12 protein-coding genes are annotated in these 15731 nt (G+C 72.0%); 6 read left to right on the top strand and 6 right to left on the bottom strand.

Annotation, left to right across the window (positions count from 1 at the left end):
* Positions 1-67 precede the first annotated feature (67 nt).
* The 5 genes from AB0D18_RS13965 (at position 68) to AB0D18_RS13945 (ending at position 6343) form a co-directional block, all read left to right on the top strand.
* Positions 68-2056: an ABC transporter substrate-binding protein gene (locus AB0D18_RS13965; RefSeq protein WP_362416543.1), complete on the top strand. Its 1989-nt coding sequence runs from the start codon at positions 68-70 to the stop codon at positions 2054-2056.
* Between the two features lie 96 nt (positions 2057-2152).
* Entirely contained in the window at positions 2153-3229 is a 1077-nt protein-coding gene (locus AB0D18_RS13960; RefSeq protein ID WP_362416540.1) for an ABC transporter permease, read from the top strand.
* A complete protein-coding gene (locus AB0D18_RS13955) occupies positions 3226-4245 on the top strand; it encodes an ABC transporter permease (RefSeq protein WP_362416537.1) in 1020 nt (339 codons plus the stop codon). Before AB0D18_RS13960 ends, AB0D18_RS13955 begins: the two co-directional genes overlap by 4 nt.
* Positions 4242-5243: an ABC transporter ATP-binding protein gene (locus AB0D18_RS13950; protein WP_362416534.1), complete on the top strand. Its 1002-nt coding sequence runs from the start codon at positions 4242-4244 to the stop codon at positions 5241-5243. Before AB0D18_RS13955 ends, AB0D18_RS13950 begins: the two co-directional genes overlap by 4 nt.
* 104 nt (positions 5244-5347) lie before the next feature.
* On the top strand, positions 5348-6343 hold the full coding sequence (locus tag AB0D18_RS13945; RefSeq protein WP_362416531.1) for an ABC transporter ATP-binding protein: 996 nt from the start codon (positions 5348-5350) through the stop codon (positions 6341-6343).
* Between the two features lie 113 nt (positions 6344-6456).
* On the opposite strand, the gene AB0D18_RS13940 is transcribed toward AB0D18_RS13945, so the two are convergent.
* Positions 6457-6660: a CsbD family protein gene (locus AB0D18_RS13940; RefSeq protein WP_362416528.1), complete on the bottom strand. Its 204-nt coding sequence runs from the start codon at positions 6658-6660 to the stop codon at positions 6457-6459.
* A gap of 180 nt (positions 6661-6840) precedes the next feature.
* On the opposite strand from AB0D18_RS13940, the gene AB0D18_RS13935 reads away from it, so the two are divergent.
* Positions 6841-8784 (top strand): FAD-dependent oxidoreductase, encoded by a 1944-nt coding sequence (locus AB0D18_RS13935; protein ID WP_362416525.1) that lies wholly within the window; start codon positions 6841-6843, stop codon positions 8782-8784.
* Positions 8785-8880: 96 nt separating this feature from the next.
* Here the strand turns inward: AB0D18_RS13935 and AB0D18_RS13930 are convergent, their stop codons facing one another.
* From AB0D18_RS13930 to AB0D18_RS13910, 5 genes are all read right to left on the bottom strand, one after another.
* A complete protein-coding gene (locus tag AB0D18_RS13930; RefSeq protein WP_362416522.1) occupies positions 8881-9846 on the bottom strand; it encodes a bifunctional riboflavin kinase/FAD synthetase in 966 nt (321 codons plus the stop codon).
* A 75-nt stretch (positions 9847-9921) separates the two neighbouring features.
* On the bottom strand, positions 9922-13725 hold the full coding sequence (locus tag AB0D18_RS13925; RefSeq protein WP_362416519.1) for a serine protease: 3804 nt from the start codon (positions 13723-13725) through the stop codon (positions 9922-9924).
* 311 nt (positions 13726-14036) lie between these two features.
* On the bottom strand, positions 14037-14942 hold the full coding sequence (gene truB, locus AB0D18_RS13920) for a tRNA pseudouridine(55) synthase TruB (RefSeq protein WP_362416516.1): 906 nt from the start codon (positions 14940-14942) through the stop codon (positions 14037-14039).
* Positions 14939-15388 carry a 30S ribosome-binding factor RbfA gene (gene rbfA / locus AB0D18_RS13915; RefSeq protein ID WP_362416513.1) on the bottom strand — a complete coding sequence of 150 codons (450 nt, stop codon included), beginning with the start codon at positions 15386-15388 and terminating at the stop codon, positions 14939-14941. Before rbfA ends, truB begins: the two co-directional genes overlap by 4 nt.
* Before the next feature lie 36 nt (positions 15389-15424).
* Positions 15425-15718, bottom strand: coding sequence for a DUF503 domain-containing protein (locus AB0D18_RS13910; protein ID WP_362416510.1), 294 nt, complete (start codon positions 15716-15718; stop codon positions 15425-15427).
* Between the last annotated feature and the right edge of the window lie 13 nt (positions 15719-15731).

Here is a 15731-nt window from a genome sequence, read left to right as displayed (position 1 = left end):
TGATCCACCCGCCTCCCGGGCACGTACGAGCAAGTGACGCGCAAGTGACGACGTGAGGTCTCCGTCCATGGACACAAAGGGCACTACGAACGGCTCCACCCACGGCTCCACCCACGGCTCCACGAACGGCTCCACGAACGGCGCCATCCCCACCACCCGCCGCCGCCCCGCCCGCCGCCTCCTGGCGACCGGGGCCGCCGCCTTCGCCCTGCTGGCCGGAGCCGCCACCCCGCTGAGCCCGGCGCCGTCGCAGGCCCAAGCAGCAACCCGAGCAGCAACCCAAGCAGCAACCCAAGCCGCACCTCCGGCCAAGGCCCCAGCAGCCCCTCCCGCCCAGGTCAAGGCCGACGGCCAGAACCTCACCGTCGCCATCGCCCAGAGCGTCGATTCGCTCAGCCCCTTCCTGGCGACCAGGCTCTCCAGCACGACGCTCCTGCGGCTCGTCTACGACTACCTGACGAACTACGACGTCAAGGACGCGCACACCGTCCCCGCCCTCGCCACCGAGTGGAAGCCCTCTGCGGACAAGCTCACGTGGACGTACAAGATCCGCAAGGACTCCAAGTGGTCGGACGGGCAGCAGGCCACCGCCGCCGACGCCGCGTGGACCTTCAACAAGATGATGACGGACGAGGGCGCCGCCACCGCCAACGGCAGCTTCACCTCCAACTTCAAGACGGTCACGGCCCCCGACCCCGAGACCCTCGTCGTCACGCTCAAGAAGCCACAGGCGACGATGACGGCGCTGGACGTGCCGATCGTGCCGAAGCACGTGTGGGAGAAGGTCGGAGACTTCTCGAAGTTCAACAACGACGACAAGTTCCCGATCGTCGGCAACGGGCCGTACATCATCACCGACTACAAGACCGACCAGTACGTGAAGCTCAAGGCCAACAAGAACTTCTGGCGCGGCGCCCCCAAGTTCGAAGAGCTGACCCTGAAGTACTACAAGGACGGTGACGCGGCGGTCGCCGCACTGCGCCGCGGCGAGGTCGGCTTCGTACAGAACCTGACGCCCGCGCAGGCCGCGTCCCTGAAGTCCGAGCCGGACATCAAGGTCAACGACGCACCCGGCCGCCGCTTCTTCGCCCTCGCCACCAACCCGGGCGCCAAGGACAAGTCCGGGCGGAAGTTCGGCGACGGGCACCCGGCCCTGCTCGACCCGGCCGTCCGCAAGGCGCTCTTCCAGGCCGTCGACCGCAAGACGATCGTCGACAAGGTCTACCAGGGGCACGCCGTCGAGGGGCAGGGCTACCTCCCGCCGCGCTTCGCCGACTACCACTGGCAGCCGTCCCCCGAGCAGAAGATCACCTACGATCCGGCCGCCGCGGCCAAGACCCTCGACGACGCCGGCTACAAGAAGAACGCGGCGGGCAAGCGTGTCGGCAAGGACGGCAAGCCGCTCGACTTCCGCATCCTGTGCCACGCCATCGACCCCAACGACAAGGCGATCGGCAAGTACCTCCAGGAGTGGTGGGGCGCGCTCGGCATCGGCCTGAAGGTCGAATGCCTGGACGATGTCACCGACCCCTGGCAGAAGGGCAATTACGACCTCGCCTTCGACGGCTACTCGGTCAACCCGGACCCGGACTACGTCCTGTCGATCCACACCTGCGGAGCGCTGCCCACCTCGGCGGACGTCAGCGGCCAGACCGACAACTTCATCTGCGACAAGCAGTTCGACGACCTCTACGGCAAGCAGGCCGTCGAGTACGACAAGGCCAAGCGCGTCGACCTCGTCAAGCAGATGCAGTCACGGCTGTACGACACCGGGTTCATGAACGTGATGGTCTATCCGAACGCGGTGGAGGCGTACCGCACCGACCAGATCAAGTCGATCCTGACGATGCCTCAGGCGGCGGGCAACATCTGGGGCCAGGACGGCTACTGGAGCTGGTGGTCGGCGGAGCCGGCCGCCGGTGACAGCGGCGGCGACGGGGACGGCGGCACCTCGCCCACCGTCTGGATCATCTCCGGCATCGCCGTCCTGCTGGTCGCCGCGATCGCCGTCGTCACCGCCGTGCGCCGCCGCTCGACCGCAGAGGACCGCGAGTAGTCCACGTACGCCAACGGCCCGTCCAGTACCGCCACCAACGGCCTGTCCCGTACCGAAAACGGGCCCGCGATCGATCCGGAGGGACCCCACCCCACCATGAGCACCGCAAGCACCCCCGCCGTGGTGCGGGAGCCCGGCGGCGGCCCGGTGAAGTCCGGGCCGCCGCGCCGCGCCTTCGCGCGCGCCGCCGGGCCCAGGACCGCCTATCTGCTGTACGTCGCGGGGAAGCTGGGCGGCGCCGCCGTCTCGCTGTTCGCCGTGCTCGTCACCAGCTTCTTCCTGTTCCGGATCATCCCCGGGGACCCGGTGCGGGCGATGACGCACGGCCGGCGGGTCACCGACGAGCAACTGGCGTCGCTGCGCAAGCAGTTCGGGCTCGACCAGCCGATCTGGCAGCAGTTCACCGACTACTGCGGCAAGGCACTATCCGGCGACCTCGGCATCTCCTACCAATTCCACGCGCCGGTAGGGGAGTTGATCGCCGAGAAGTTCCCGGCGACGCTGCTGCTGACGGGCGTCGCCGTCCTCGTGTACTCGACGCTCGGGCTGCTGCTCGGCACGCGGTCCGCATGGCGGCACGGCGGGCTCGGCGACCGGCTGAACACCGGGATCGCACTGACCCTCTGGTCGATCCCGGGGTTCTGGCTCGGCCTGCTCCTGATCATCGTGTTCTCGGTGGGCATCGGGCCGATCCCGGGCATGTTCCCCACCGGCGGCATGGAGTCCGGCAACGAGACGGGATTCGCGCACGTCCTGGACGTCGCGCACCACATGGTGCTGCCCGTCCTCACCCTGGTCGCGGTCGGATACGCGCAGACGCTCCTGGTCATGCGCTCCTCGCTGCTCGACGAGATGGGCAGCGACTACCTGACGACAGCGCGGGCGAAGGGCCTGCGGGACTCCCTCGTACGCCGCAGACACGCCGTGCCGAACGCACTGCTGCCCACCGTCACCATGATCTTCATCAACCTGGGCCATGTGGCGGCCGGTTCGATCCTCGTCGAGACGGTCTTCTCCTGGCCGGGCCTGGGCGGGCTCTTCTACCAGGCGCTGAGCGTGCCCGATCTTCCCCTGGTGCAGGGCCTGTTCGTGGTCTTCGCGGGCGCGATGATCCTGATGAACCTCCTCGCCGACCTGCTGTATCCGCTGCTCGACCCCAGGGTGGGCCGATGACGACCGAATCCACCGGGGCGAGCGAGCCCACCGGGACGAGCGAACCCACCGGGGCGAGCGGGCCCACCGGGACGAACGATTCCCCCGGGGCCACCGATTCCCCCGAAGCCAAGCCCGTACGCCCCGCCACCGCCAAGTCCCTCGCACGGGCCCGCCGCCGCAGGTCCGCCGCCCGCTTCTGGAAGCAGTACCGGGCCCAGCGGGCCGGGCTGATCGGCCTCGCCGGGCTGCTCCTGATCGCCGCGATCGCCCTGGCGGCGCCGCTCCTCGTCGGCAGTGACGTACAGAACGTGACGAACGCCCCCGGCGAGGCCCTCGAATCGCCCAGCGGTCAATTCCCGCTGGGGACCGACCAGTTCGGTCGTTCCCTGTTCGGGCTGCTGCTGTACGGGGCGCGGGTCTCGCTCGCCGTCGGGCTGATGGCGGCGGCCCTGTCGGTGGCGATCGGCACGCTGGTCGGGATCCTGGCGGGGCACTTCGGCGGCTGGTTCGCCACGGTCGCAATGCGGGTCACCGACTGGCTCCTGGTGATGCCGGCCCTGGTGCTGGCGATCGTCCTGGCCACCGTGCTGTCGCACAGCATCTGGACGGTGGTGCTGGCGATCGGCGTCACCGCCTGGCCGACGACGGCCCGTCTCGTACGTGCGCAGACCCTGGCCGTCGAGTCGCGCCCCTACATCGAGCGCGCCCGTGCGCTCGGCGGCGGCCACACCCACATCATGACCCGGCACGTGCTGCCCAACGTGATGCCGCTCGTCCTCGCCCAGACCACCCTCGGCATCTCCAGCGCCATCCTCACCGAGGCCACCCTCGCGTTCCTCGGCCTCGGCGACCCGGACGTCGTCTCCTGGGGCGGCATGCTCCAGGACGCGCGCCAGGCGGGCGCGGTGTCGTCGGGGCACTGGTGGTACCTGGCGCCGCCAGGACTCGCCATCGCGCTCGTCGCCCTGGCCTTCACCCTGTGCGGGCGCGCCGTCGAGTCCGTACTCAACCCGAAGCTGGGGGTGTCCCGTTGAGCACACTGAAGACGCCGGGTGCGGCGCCGGTGCTGGAACTGAAGAACCTGCACGTCACGTACGGCAAGGACGTGCATGCGGTACGAGGCGTGGACCTCACCCTCGCGGCCGGGCAGAAGCTCGGCGTCGCGGGCGAGTCCGGCTGCGGCAAGTCGACCCTCGCGCTGGCCCTGCTGCGGCTGCTGCCGATGAGCGCGAAGCTGACCGGGGAGATCCTCCTCGACGGGGAGGACGTCCTCACCATGAAGTGGGGGCGGCTGCGGGCGGTCCGGTGGGCGGGGGCGTCGATCGTCTTCCAGGGTGCGATGCACTCGCTCAACGCGGTGCACCGCATCGGCGACCAGATCGCCGAACCGGTCCTGATCCACCGGCAGGCGACCCCGGCGGCGGCCCGCAAGCGCGCCCGTGCACTCCTCGAACAGGTCGGGCTGCCCGCCGCCCGCGCGGACGCCTACCCGCACGAGCTCTCCGGCGGCCAGCGCCAGCGCGTCATGATCGCCATGTCGCTGGCCTGCGACCCGCACCTGATCGTCGCCGACGAGCCGACCACGGCCCTGGACGTCATGATCCAGGCCCAGATCCTGCGCCTGATCGAGCAGTTGGTCGCCGACCAGGGCATCTCCCTGCTGATGATCAGCCACGATCTGGCGGTCCTCGCGGACACCTGCGACCGGCTGGCGGTGATGTACGCGGGGCGGGTGGTGGAGGAGGGGCCGGCCATGGACGTCTACAAGCGGGCCCAGCACCCCTACGGGCGCGCCCTGTCCGCGGCCTTCCCGCGCGTCGGCGATCTCGCGTCGCGGCGCGCGCCGCGCGGGCTGCCGGGCGATCCGCCGGACCCGGCGGACCTGCCGTCGGGGTGTACGTTCCACCCGCGGTGCGGGGTGGCGCTGGAGGCGTGTGCCACGGACGACCAGTTGCTGCGGAACGCGGGGCCTTTGCATTGGGCGGCGTGCGTGCATGTGGGGACGACGGTCCCGGCAGGGCCGGGGCCCTGAACGGTGCGGGTGCGTCGTGGCTGATCGCGCAGTTCCCCGCGCCCCTAAAAGCTAGCCCCCTAGCCCCGAGCCTCCTGATCCCGCTAGCCCCCAGGGAGCCACCGATGACCACCGCCCCCACCCCCCTCCTCTCCGCCGACGCAGTCCATCTGACCTTCCCCGGCCGCCACGGCGCACCCCCCGCCCGAGCCGTCGACGGCGTCGACCTCGCTCTCGCGCCCGGCGAGATCCTCGCCCTCGTCGGCGAGTCCGGCTGCGGCAAGACCACCCTCGCCCGCACCCTCCTCGGCCTGGCCCGCCCCACCTCCGGCCAGGTGGCGTTCGGCGGGGCCGCGCTCGACTACCGCTCGCGCGCCCTCAAGGCGTACCGCAAGCGCGTCCAGCTCGTCCTCCAGGACCCCAGCGGCTCCCTCAACCCCCGGCACACCGTGTACGACGCCGTCGCCGAGGGCCTCCGTATCCACGGCTACGACGGGGACGAACGCGCGGCCGTCGGCGAGGCCCTGTCCCGGGCCGGTCTCCGGCCGCCCGAGCGGTTCTTCCTGCGCTACCCGCACGAGCTCTCCGGCGGCCAGCGCCAGCGCGTCGTCATCGCGGGCGCCCTCGTCCTCGGCCCCGAACTCCTCGTCGCCGACGAGCCGGTGGCCTCCCTCGACGCCTCCGTGCGCGGCGAGATCCTCGCCCTGCTCCTCCAACTCCGGGACGAACTCGGTCTGTCCGCGCTCGTCGTCACCCATGACCTCGGCCTCGCCTGGAACATCGCGGACCGGGTGGCCGTCATGTACCTGGGCCGGATCGTGGAGAGCGGACCGGTGGAGGACGTCCTGACCTCGCCCCAACACCCGTACACACAGGCCCTGTTGTCGGTCTTGCCGGAGGCGGACGGCGCGCCGGTCGTGCTCACCGGCGAGCCCCCGGACCCCTCCCGCATCCCGTCGGGCTGCCGCTTCCACGCCCGCTGCCAGATCCTCGCCTCGGGCGAGGCGGAGGCGGCGGGCGTGGCCGACCAGTGCCGTACGGAAGCGCTGCCTGTGCTTCCCGCGCACAGCGACTCCCCCCAGGTCGCCTGCCACTGGGCGGCGGCGACCCGGGGGGCGTAGAAGAGGCGCGTCACAGAGTGACGTAGCAGAGCGGCAGCCGGACGACGCGGCGGGCCCGGACGCACCGAGGGGTGTGTCCGGGCCCGCCGCGTCGCTGTGACGCGCAGCCATCGTCAGGCGTTGTCGTCCTTCTTGCGGCCGAAGGAGTCCTTGACGCCCTCGGCCTTGTCCTTGGCCTTGTCGCGCATCTCCCCGGCCTTCGCCTTGAGCTGGTCGGTCTTCCCCTCGGCCTTCATCCGGTCGTTACCGGTGGCCTTGCCGCCCATCTCCTTGGCCTTGCCCTTGATCTTGTCGATGGTGTTCTCGCCGTCAGCCACGGGTCCTGCCTTTCACAGAGGTACAGAGGTACAGAAGTACGGACCCCGACCACGTTGCCGCAACAGGCCGCCTTCCGCATGTGGAGAGCACCCGGGCCCGGTGGTCGGAACGGGTGAATCACTCCACTCGTGCGAGTGTTTCCTGCCGCCTGCGTCCCTCCGGGCCCGAACGTAGGCCAAATGACTATGAACGGTTACGAAGACCACCCACGTGCACGGCCGTCCAGGCGTACGGTCATCGCCGCGACCGGCGCCGCCGCCCTCGTTCTCCCCGGCACCTCGGCCGCCACCGCCGCGTCCCCGCCCCACTCCCCCGGGCAGGCCCCCGCGCACGCCGCTGCCCAGGCCCCCGTGCCCCGCGACGTCTGCCGTGCCGTGGCCCGCGCCATCCTCGTACTCGACCGGCACCACCGGCCCCTGGTCCCCGGCTACGCGCGCATCCTCCTCGAAGAGGGCCTGCCGCGCAGCCGCCGCGCCCCCAAGAAGGTCCTGATCGTCGGTGCGGGGCCGGCGGGGATGGCCGCCGCGCACCTCCTTCTCCAGGCCGGTCACCAGGTCACCGTCATCGAGGCCAACGGCAACCGGGTCGGCGGCCGGATCAAGACCTTCCGCACCGGCGGCCACGAGAACGCCGAGCAGCCGTTCGCCGACCCCCTGCAGTACGCCGAGGCCGGTGCGATGCGCATCCCCGACAGCCATCCGCTGGTCACAGGGCTGCTGGACTCCCTCGGGCTCAAGCGCCGCCGCTTCCACCTGTCCGACGTGGACTCGCTCGGCAATCCCGCCCTCCGGACCTGGATCCTGGTCAACGGCGTCCGGGCCCGCCGCGCCGACTACCAGCGCGACCCGCGTGCGGTGAATCGCTCCTTCGGTGTTCCCGCACAGTACGAAACCGTGCCCGCCTCCGACATCGTGCGCACCGCGCTCGCGCCCGCCCGCGCGCTGATCGACGGGAAGAGCGGCGACGCGCTGGTCGAGGGCTGGGCGACGGTCCTCGAAACGTACGGCCACTGGTCGATGTACCGGTACCTGACGGAGCGGGCCAGGCTCGACGACGCGACGATCGACCTGATCGGCACGGTCCAGAACATGACGTCCCGGCTCCACCTCGGCTTCGTGCACAGCTTCCTGTCCGCGGCCCTGATCAGCCCCGACACCGTGTTCTACGAACTGCCCGGCGGCACCGCGACGTTCGCCGACGCGCTCTACGACCGGGTGCGGGACGCCGTACGGCTCGACCGGCGGGCGGTGCGCGTCGAGCACGGGCCGCGCGGGGTCGACGTGCACACTGTCTCCGAGGGCCGCGGCGGCGAGGAGACCGTGCAGGAGACCTTCCACGGCGACGAGGTGATCCTCACCGTGCCGTTCAGCGGGCTGCGCCACGTCACCTTCACGCCCGCCCTCTCGTACGGGAAGCGGCGCGCGGTGACCGAGGTGCACTACGACTCGGCGACCAAGGTGCTGCTGGAATTCTCGCGCCGCTGGTGGGAGTTCGACGAGGCGGACTGGAAGCGGGAGCTGGCTGCGGTGCGGCCCGGCCTGTACGACGCCTACCGGCGCGGCAGGGCCCCCGCCGACGGCACGCTGCTCGGCGCCCACCCCTCCGTACCGGACGGGCACATCTCGCGGAGCCAGCGGGTGCACTACGCGGCGCACCGGGCCACCCTGCACGAACAGCCGGAAGCGGCGCGGGTGATCGGCGGCGGGTCGACGACCGACAACCCCAACCGGTTCATGTTCGAGCCGTCGTACCCGGTGCCCGGCAGTGCGGGCGGAGTGCTGCTCGCCTCGTACAGCTGGGCCGACGACGCCCTGAAGTGGGACGCCTTCGACGACGAGGAGCGCTACCCGCGTGCGCTGGGCGGGGTGCAGGACGTGTACGGGCAGCGGATCGAGGTGTTCTACACGGGGGTCGGCAGGACCCAGTCGTGGATGCGCGACCCGTATGCGTACGGGGAGGCGTCGGTGCTGCTGCCCGGCCAGCACACGGAGCTTTTCCCGGACATCCCGGCGGCCGAGGGACGGCTGCACTTCGCGGGCTGCCACACCTCGGTCAAACCGGCCTGGATCGAGGGGGCGCTGGAGTCGGCGGTACGGACGGCGCTGGAGGTGCACACGGGGTGAGCGGCGGGGGCGGCTTTCGGACCGGACCGCCGAGGGGGCGGCCTCCGGACCGGACCGCCCCCTTCCCTTCCTGCCCCTTGCCTGCCCTTGCTGCTTCTACTTCGCGTCGGCGGCGGCGTCCGCGTCCGCGATCAGCGACCGCGACTGCTTCACGTCGTCCGCGATCGCTTCGAGCAGCGCGTCGATCGATTCGAACTTCGCCATTCCGCGCACGTACGCCAGGAATTCCACGGCCACGTGCAGCCCGTACAGATCAAGGCCGACGCGGTCGATGGCGTACGCCTCGACGGTCCGCTTCTTCCCCTCGAACTGCGGGTTCGTGCCCACCGAGATCGCCGCCGGCATCCGCTCGCCGTCGGCGGTCAGCCAGCCCGCGTACACCCCGTCGGCGGGGATCGCGGTGTGCGGCAGGGTCTCCACGTTGGCGGTCGGGTAGCCCAGCTCGCGGCCGCGCTGCTCGCCCCGTACGACCACGCCTTCGACGCTGTGCGGGCGGCCCAGGATCTCGGCGGCGCCCGCGACGTCGCCCTCGGCGACGAGGCGCCGGGTGAGCGTGGACGAGAACGGCTCGCCGCCGCCCGCCGCACCGCTCACGTACAGGTCGATGACCTCGACGCCGTAGTCGTACGTCGGACCCAGCTCGGAGAGGAACGCGACGTTACCGGCGGCCTTGTGCCCGAACCGGAAGTTCGGCCCCTCCACCACGAGCCGCGCGTGCAACTTGTCGACCAGCACCTTCACCACGAAGTCGGCGGGCGACAGCTTCGAGAACTCGGCGGTGAACGGCAGGATCAGCAGGGCGTCGACCCCCAGCTCCGCCATCAGCTCGGCGCGCCGGTGGTGCGGGGCCAGCAGCGGCGGGTGGCTGCCGGGACGCACGACCTCGCTCGGGTGCGGGTCGAAGGTCACCACGACGGACTGCACGCCCAGTTCGCGGGCGCGCTCCACCGCCCGCCCGATGATCAGCTGGTGCCCTCGGTGCACGCCGTCGTAGGAGCCGATGGTGACGACGCTGCGTCCCCAGTCCTGGGGGATGTCCTCCAAGCCACGCCAGCGCTGCACTGTGACCGCTCCTTGTACGTCTCTTGTACGTGATGTGGGCTGCCCGGAGGTCCGGACGGACCCCGAAGCCTGCTCTTACGCAGGTCTAAGACTGCCATGCCCACGCCCGGCACCCCGCATCGGTGCCCCGTCCTCGCCCCCGCCCTCCCTCGCGGGCGGCGACGCCTCGGCCAGTGCCTGCACCGTCCGCCGCGCGCTGGGGCCGACCAGGGCCGCCCACTGCTGCGGCGCCCCGGCCAGCCACTCGGCGACCAACCGGGCGAATCCGGGCACCTCGCGGGCCAGCGCCACGAGCCGCCGGTCAAAGCGCGTCGCCCCCTCAGGCGTCCGGACGAGCAGCACCCCGGCCCGCCGCACCAGCTCCCGGGTCCGCTCCTCGTCCCGGGCCCCCGCCCCGCGCGCGGCGGCCCCGAGCACGGCGTCCAGCACAGCCTGTTCCCGCCCCTCCCACTCCTCCCGCTCCTGAAACTGCTCCTGGAACCGTTCCCACTGCTGGTACTCCTCGTACTCCATGAGTACGTCGAGGAGCTCGGCCCGCAGCGCCCGGGACACGGCCGTCCCCGGTGCGGCCAGCACCGGCGCCAGCGCACTCCTCACCTGCCACGCCCTCCCCCGCAGCGCCCCGCTCACCAGCGGAAACAGCACGGCCCGCGCATCGGGGCCTCTCTCCAGCCGCGCCTCGACGTAAGCGGCCACGTACCCGGCCCCGTCCGGGCACCGCGCCACGTACTCGGCGACGAGGGCCGCGACGCGCGGTGCGAGAGCGGGCGTGTCCACACCCGCGAGGGCGGCCAGCACTTCCCCCGCCCGGGAGTCGGCGGCGTGCAGCCCGGTCCTGAGGGCGGCGAGGGCGGGCTCCGGGTGCGTGCCCAGCGCGGCGACGAGCGCGTCCGCGGGCACCCGCGGCTCCCCGACGACGAACGCGGCCACGGCACGCGGCAGAAACCGCGACCGCGAAGCGGGATCCCGTACGAGAAGTGCCAGCGCCGCCCCGTGCAGGCTCAGGTCCTCCCCCCGTGCCAGCAGCGCGAGCGCGGCGAACCGCAGCAGCTCCCGGTCCGCGGCCCCGGCCGCATGCGGGGCCACCACGCCCCCGTAGAAGGCGGCGGCCACCCGCCGCTCGGCCCGCCCGTCGTGCGCCCACCGGCCGACGGCCCGGCACAGCGCGGCGGGCTCGTCGGCGGCGAGGGCGCGCAGCAACTCATCGGCTCTCGGACGTCCCGCCTCCACCAGCGTCTCGACGAGATCGTCGATCGCGAGGCCGCGGTGCGTGTGCAGCACCACCTGCGCGACCTCGGCGACGGTGAGCCCGGCCCCGCCCGGCAGCACCCGACCGTCCCCGAACCACCCGCACAGCAGCACCTGCACCCGCCGCACGTCGGCGACGAGCAGACGCACGAGCGCGTCGAGATACCGGGGGCGGGGGGCGGGCAGCGGCACGCCGGGGGGCGAGTGCTGCTCCTCCGGCACCGGCACCCCGTCCGCGAGCACCAACACCCTCAGCAGGTCGACCCGTTCGGCCAGGTCGACCTCGACCCGCTCCCAGAACCAGGGCCCGAACCGGCCGAGCCCACCGAGCCCCTGCGGCCCGCCCGCGCGCAGCGAGCGCGCGGTGACCGCGGCGGCGAGCTCCTTCAGCACGGTGCTGTACGGCCCGACGTCGGGCACCCGCAACAGGGTCTCCGCGAGAAGCTGGGCGCCCCACCACTGGGCGTCGGCGCTCTCCTCGCCCTCCAGAACCTCCAGTGACGCGATCAACTCGCTCATGCACAGGACGAGTTCGGCGGTACCGACATTCCGCTCCAGCAGAAGCATGGCCTCCACCACGGGCCCAATCCGATGCCGAGGCACGGGCAACACCCGCGCGACCCCCTCACCACAGGGCGGGTGCACCGCCTGCACTGTGGGGGCCGAGGTCCGGGGCTGCGCCCCGTGCACGGCCTGCGGCCGCGCGTCCTCACACGCCGGACGGGCCGGTACTTCGCAGCGCCCCCAGGTTCGGGAAGGGGCGGGGAGGGGGCCGCTCCGCACCACGGCCCCCGCACCCGTCCCCCGATGCACCAGCCCCTCCACCGCCTCCCCCAAGTCCAGGTGCGCCCCCTGCACCCAGTCCCCCACCTCCTCGTGGGCGAACCGGTACCCGGTGCCCGCCGGCACCAGTACCCCTTCCGTCAGCACCGCCGACGCCCAGCCCGTACGCCACGGGAAGATCTCCTCGAAGGACTCCCTGTCCAACTCCCCCTGCCCGGGACCCAAGCACCGCCGTGCCGCCTCGTGCACCCGGCCGGACACCTCCGCCGCCAGTCGCCTCACGGCGCTGCCCCGCAGCGCCGGACGCCGGCCGGCAGCCACTCGTACCGCCACCCGTAGACACACCAGACCCAGGTACGCCTCGAAGACCTCCTCCCGCGTCGGGCACCCCTGCGCCGCGCCTCCCGGCAGAGCCGCCCGCACCTCCGACAGCAGCCGCAGGGTCAGCGGATGCCGGGCGTCGGACTCCTCGAGCGCCCCGTCCTCGATCCCGTACCGTTCCCGTGCGCGGGCCGCCTCCGCTTCGTCGAAATCACCCACAAGGACCGCCGGAGGCAGCCGTTCCGCCTGTACCGGGTGCAGGATCTCCGGGGGAAACAGCGCCCCGGCCTGCTCCCAGTGCTCCGGCCTGCACGCGATCACCAGGCGCGCCCCGCACTCCCTCAGCCAGCCCGCCGTCCCCGCCGTCCACTCGGCGAGCCGGTGGGCGAGTACGGGCGGCATCTCCTCGGGCCCGTCCAGGAGTACGAGCAGGGGCCGGCCGGCGTCCCGCGCCAGCCGCGCCACCCGCTCCGGCGTGGCCACGCCCATGTCCCCCGGCGTCCCGGACGCGGCGACGATCCGCCCCGCCTGCGCCAGCGTCCGCCCGATCGCGGCCGCGACCGACGCGTCCCCGTCCCGCAGGTCGGCCCCGCGCAGCCATACGGTCGGCGCGGGCCCGGCCCCGCAGGCCCGCCGCGCGGCGAGTGCCGCGAGCTCGGTGGTACGTCCGGTCCCGGGCGCACCCACAAGACCGAGCACCGCCGCACCTCCCGAACCACCTGCCCCACCGGCCGCGAAGTCCGCGAACTCCCTTACCAGCCAGTCCCGTTCGACGGACTCCCGCCAGACGCCCGGCCCGCCCACGGACCCCACCGACGCGGCCGTCAGCTGCAGCGCGCCCGCCAGATTCAGGTCCTCCCCGTACGCGGGCACGCTCGCCGCGTTCCGCCGCAGCAACTCCCCCAGCGGGCCGTCCGCCCTGCCTGCGAGAGGTACGGCGTAACCGGCCGCCGCGTGCGCGTGTGGGGTCTCCCCTGCTCGAACGAAGTGGAGAGCTTGGGGAAGCAGCGAGGTCCCGACCACGGCGAGCACCGCCCCGGTCTCCGCGTCGAGCACGGGCCCGCCGACCGCCGCCCCGCCCAGCCGCAGCGCGTCGCTCCCCGCCGTCCCCATCGCCAACTCCATTGCGGAGTCCAGGAGATGGAAGCGGTCGGTCGCCGTGTACGTCACGGGCGCCGCCCCCAGCACCCGCGCCTCCCGCCACCCCCCGGCCACCAGCCGTACGTACGTCCCGACCGCGGTCTCCGTCCGCCCGCTCACCGGCAGCGGGCGCACACCGAGCCCGTCGGTGTGTACGAGCGCGAGGCCCTGCTCCGGCAGCGGGGTGATGGCGTCGGCCTCGGCGAGACAGGTACGGTCGCCCGGGGCGTGCAGGACGAGACGGCTCAGCCCGTCGACGCTCTCGTGACTGGTGACGACGGTGCCCAGGTCGTCCGCGACGAAGCCGGTGCCGCGCGGCCGCCCGGCAAGGTCGCAGATCCGCACCAGCACGACCGGCGGAACCGGCCGGGTCCCGTCGTCCGCCATAAAGGATCACCCCCTGCCCACGACCGTAGGCAGAGGATGATCAGTTGCAGAAGAACGCCTGGCGAAAGCGCCCCCCGTCACTCCCCGTATTCACTCCGAGCGCCCGCCCGAAGGGGTGAATCGAGCACCGGAAACGGACAGACCCAAGGCAGGGGGAATGGGGGGGGAGCGGGAGGAAACCGTGGAGCGGGCCACCCGCTCCACGGTTTCGCCGACGCCCCTCAGGGAGCGCCCCTCAGAGGCGCCCCATAGGGGCGCGGGGAACTGCGCGCCCAGCCCGAACCCGCACCGGACAACGCCCCGAAAACCCCTCAGCCGAAGACAGCCAAACTCTTCGCCTTGCCCCGCTGCTCCTCGACCAACGCAAGAAAGCGCCCGTCGGGCCCGTAAACGGCCACCGGGTTGCGCTCGTGCGCCGGCATGTCGATCCGCACACCGTTCATGATCAGCGCGGCCCGCTTCTCGTCGACGTCCCACCTCGGAAACGCCGCTGCCGCCGCGTCCGCGATCGGCATGACGGTCAGCTCCTCCTGGTGCGCCTCCAGGGTGCGCGCCCCGTCCAGACCGTAGGGACCGACCCGGGTGCGCCGCAGCGCCGTGAGGTGGCCGCCGACGCCGAGTCCGGCGCCCAGGTCGCGTGCGAGGGCGCGGATGTACGTGCCGGACGAGCAGACCACCGAGACGACCAGGTCCACGACGGGCGTGCCGTTCTCCGCGACCGCCGGGCGCACGTCGTACACCTGGAAGGAGGAGACGGTCACCGGACGTGCCGGGATCTCGAAGTCCTCGCCCTCGCGGGCCCGCTTGTACGAACGCTTGCCGTCGATCTTGATGGCGCTGACCTTGGACGGCACCTGCATGATGGCGCCGGACAGCTCCGCGACGCCTGCGTCGATGCCCTCGCGGGTGACGCCGGAAGCGTCGGTGGACGAGATGATGTCGCCCTCGGCGTCGTCCGTGAGGGTGTCCTGGCCGAGCCGGATGGTGCCCAGGTACTCCTTCTCGGTCAGCGCGAGGTGGCCGAGCAGCTTGGTCGCCTTCTCGACACCCAGCACCAGAACCCCGGTCGCCATCGGGTCGAGTGTGCCGGCGTGGCCGACCCGGCGGGTCTTGGCGATCCCGCGCATCTTCGCGACGACGTCGTGCGAAGTGAAGCCGGACGGCTTGTCGACAATGACAAGTCCGTCCGGCGTCTTGCTCACTACTGCGTTGCTCATGCGGTGGCGTCGTCCTCGTCGTCGTCACCGGGCTTCTTGTACGGGTCCGGGTCGCCGGCGAACGTGGCGTCGGAGGACACCTCGCGCACCTTGGCGTCGGAGGCCCGCGCCTTGTCGAGCAGGCTCTCGATCGTCTTGGCGTTCTCCGGGAGCGCGTCCGCGACGAACGTCAGGGTCGGCGTGAACTTGGTGCCGGCCGCCGCCCCGACCGCCGAGCGCAGGACGCCCTTCGCACTCTGGAGTCCGGCCGCCGCGCTGGCGCGGTCCTCGTCGTCGCCGTACACCGTGTAGAAGACCGTGGCCTCCCGCAGGTCACCGGTGACGCGGGTGTCCGTGATCGTCACGTGCGTCCCCAGACGCGGGTCCTTGACCCCGCGCAGCAGCTTTTCGGCGACGACCTGCTGAATGAGGTCCGCCAGCTTCTTCGCCCGAGCGTTGTCGGCCACTGGTCCTTCTCCTTGTTTATTACACGCTTGACGTGCTCAGTCTTCGTCACTGTGGAGCCGCCGCCGTACCGACAGCAACTCCACCTCGGGCCGGGCGGCCACCATGCGCTCGCACCGGTCCAGTACGTCTGTGAGGTGCCCCGTGTCACCCGCCACCACCGCGAGCCCGATCTCGGTCCTGCGGTGGAGGTCCTGGTCGCCCACCTCCGCCACGCTGACCGCGAACCTGCGGTGCAGCTCGGCGACGATCGGCCGGACGATGGAGCGTTTCTCCTTCAGCGACCGTACGTCGCCGAGCAGGAGGTCGAAGGACAGAGTCCCCACATACATGTGTGTCCGGATG

It is taken from the genome of Streptomyces sp. NPDC048442, assembly GCF_040651475.1.
Taxonomy (GTDB): domain Bacteria; phylum Actinomycetota; class Actinomycetes; order Streptomycetales; family Streptomycetaceae; genus Streptomyces.
Note: the sequence above shows the minus strand (reverse complement) of the source record. Positions and strands in the feature narration are given on the sequence as shown.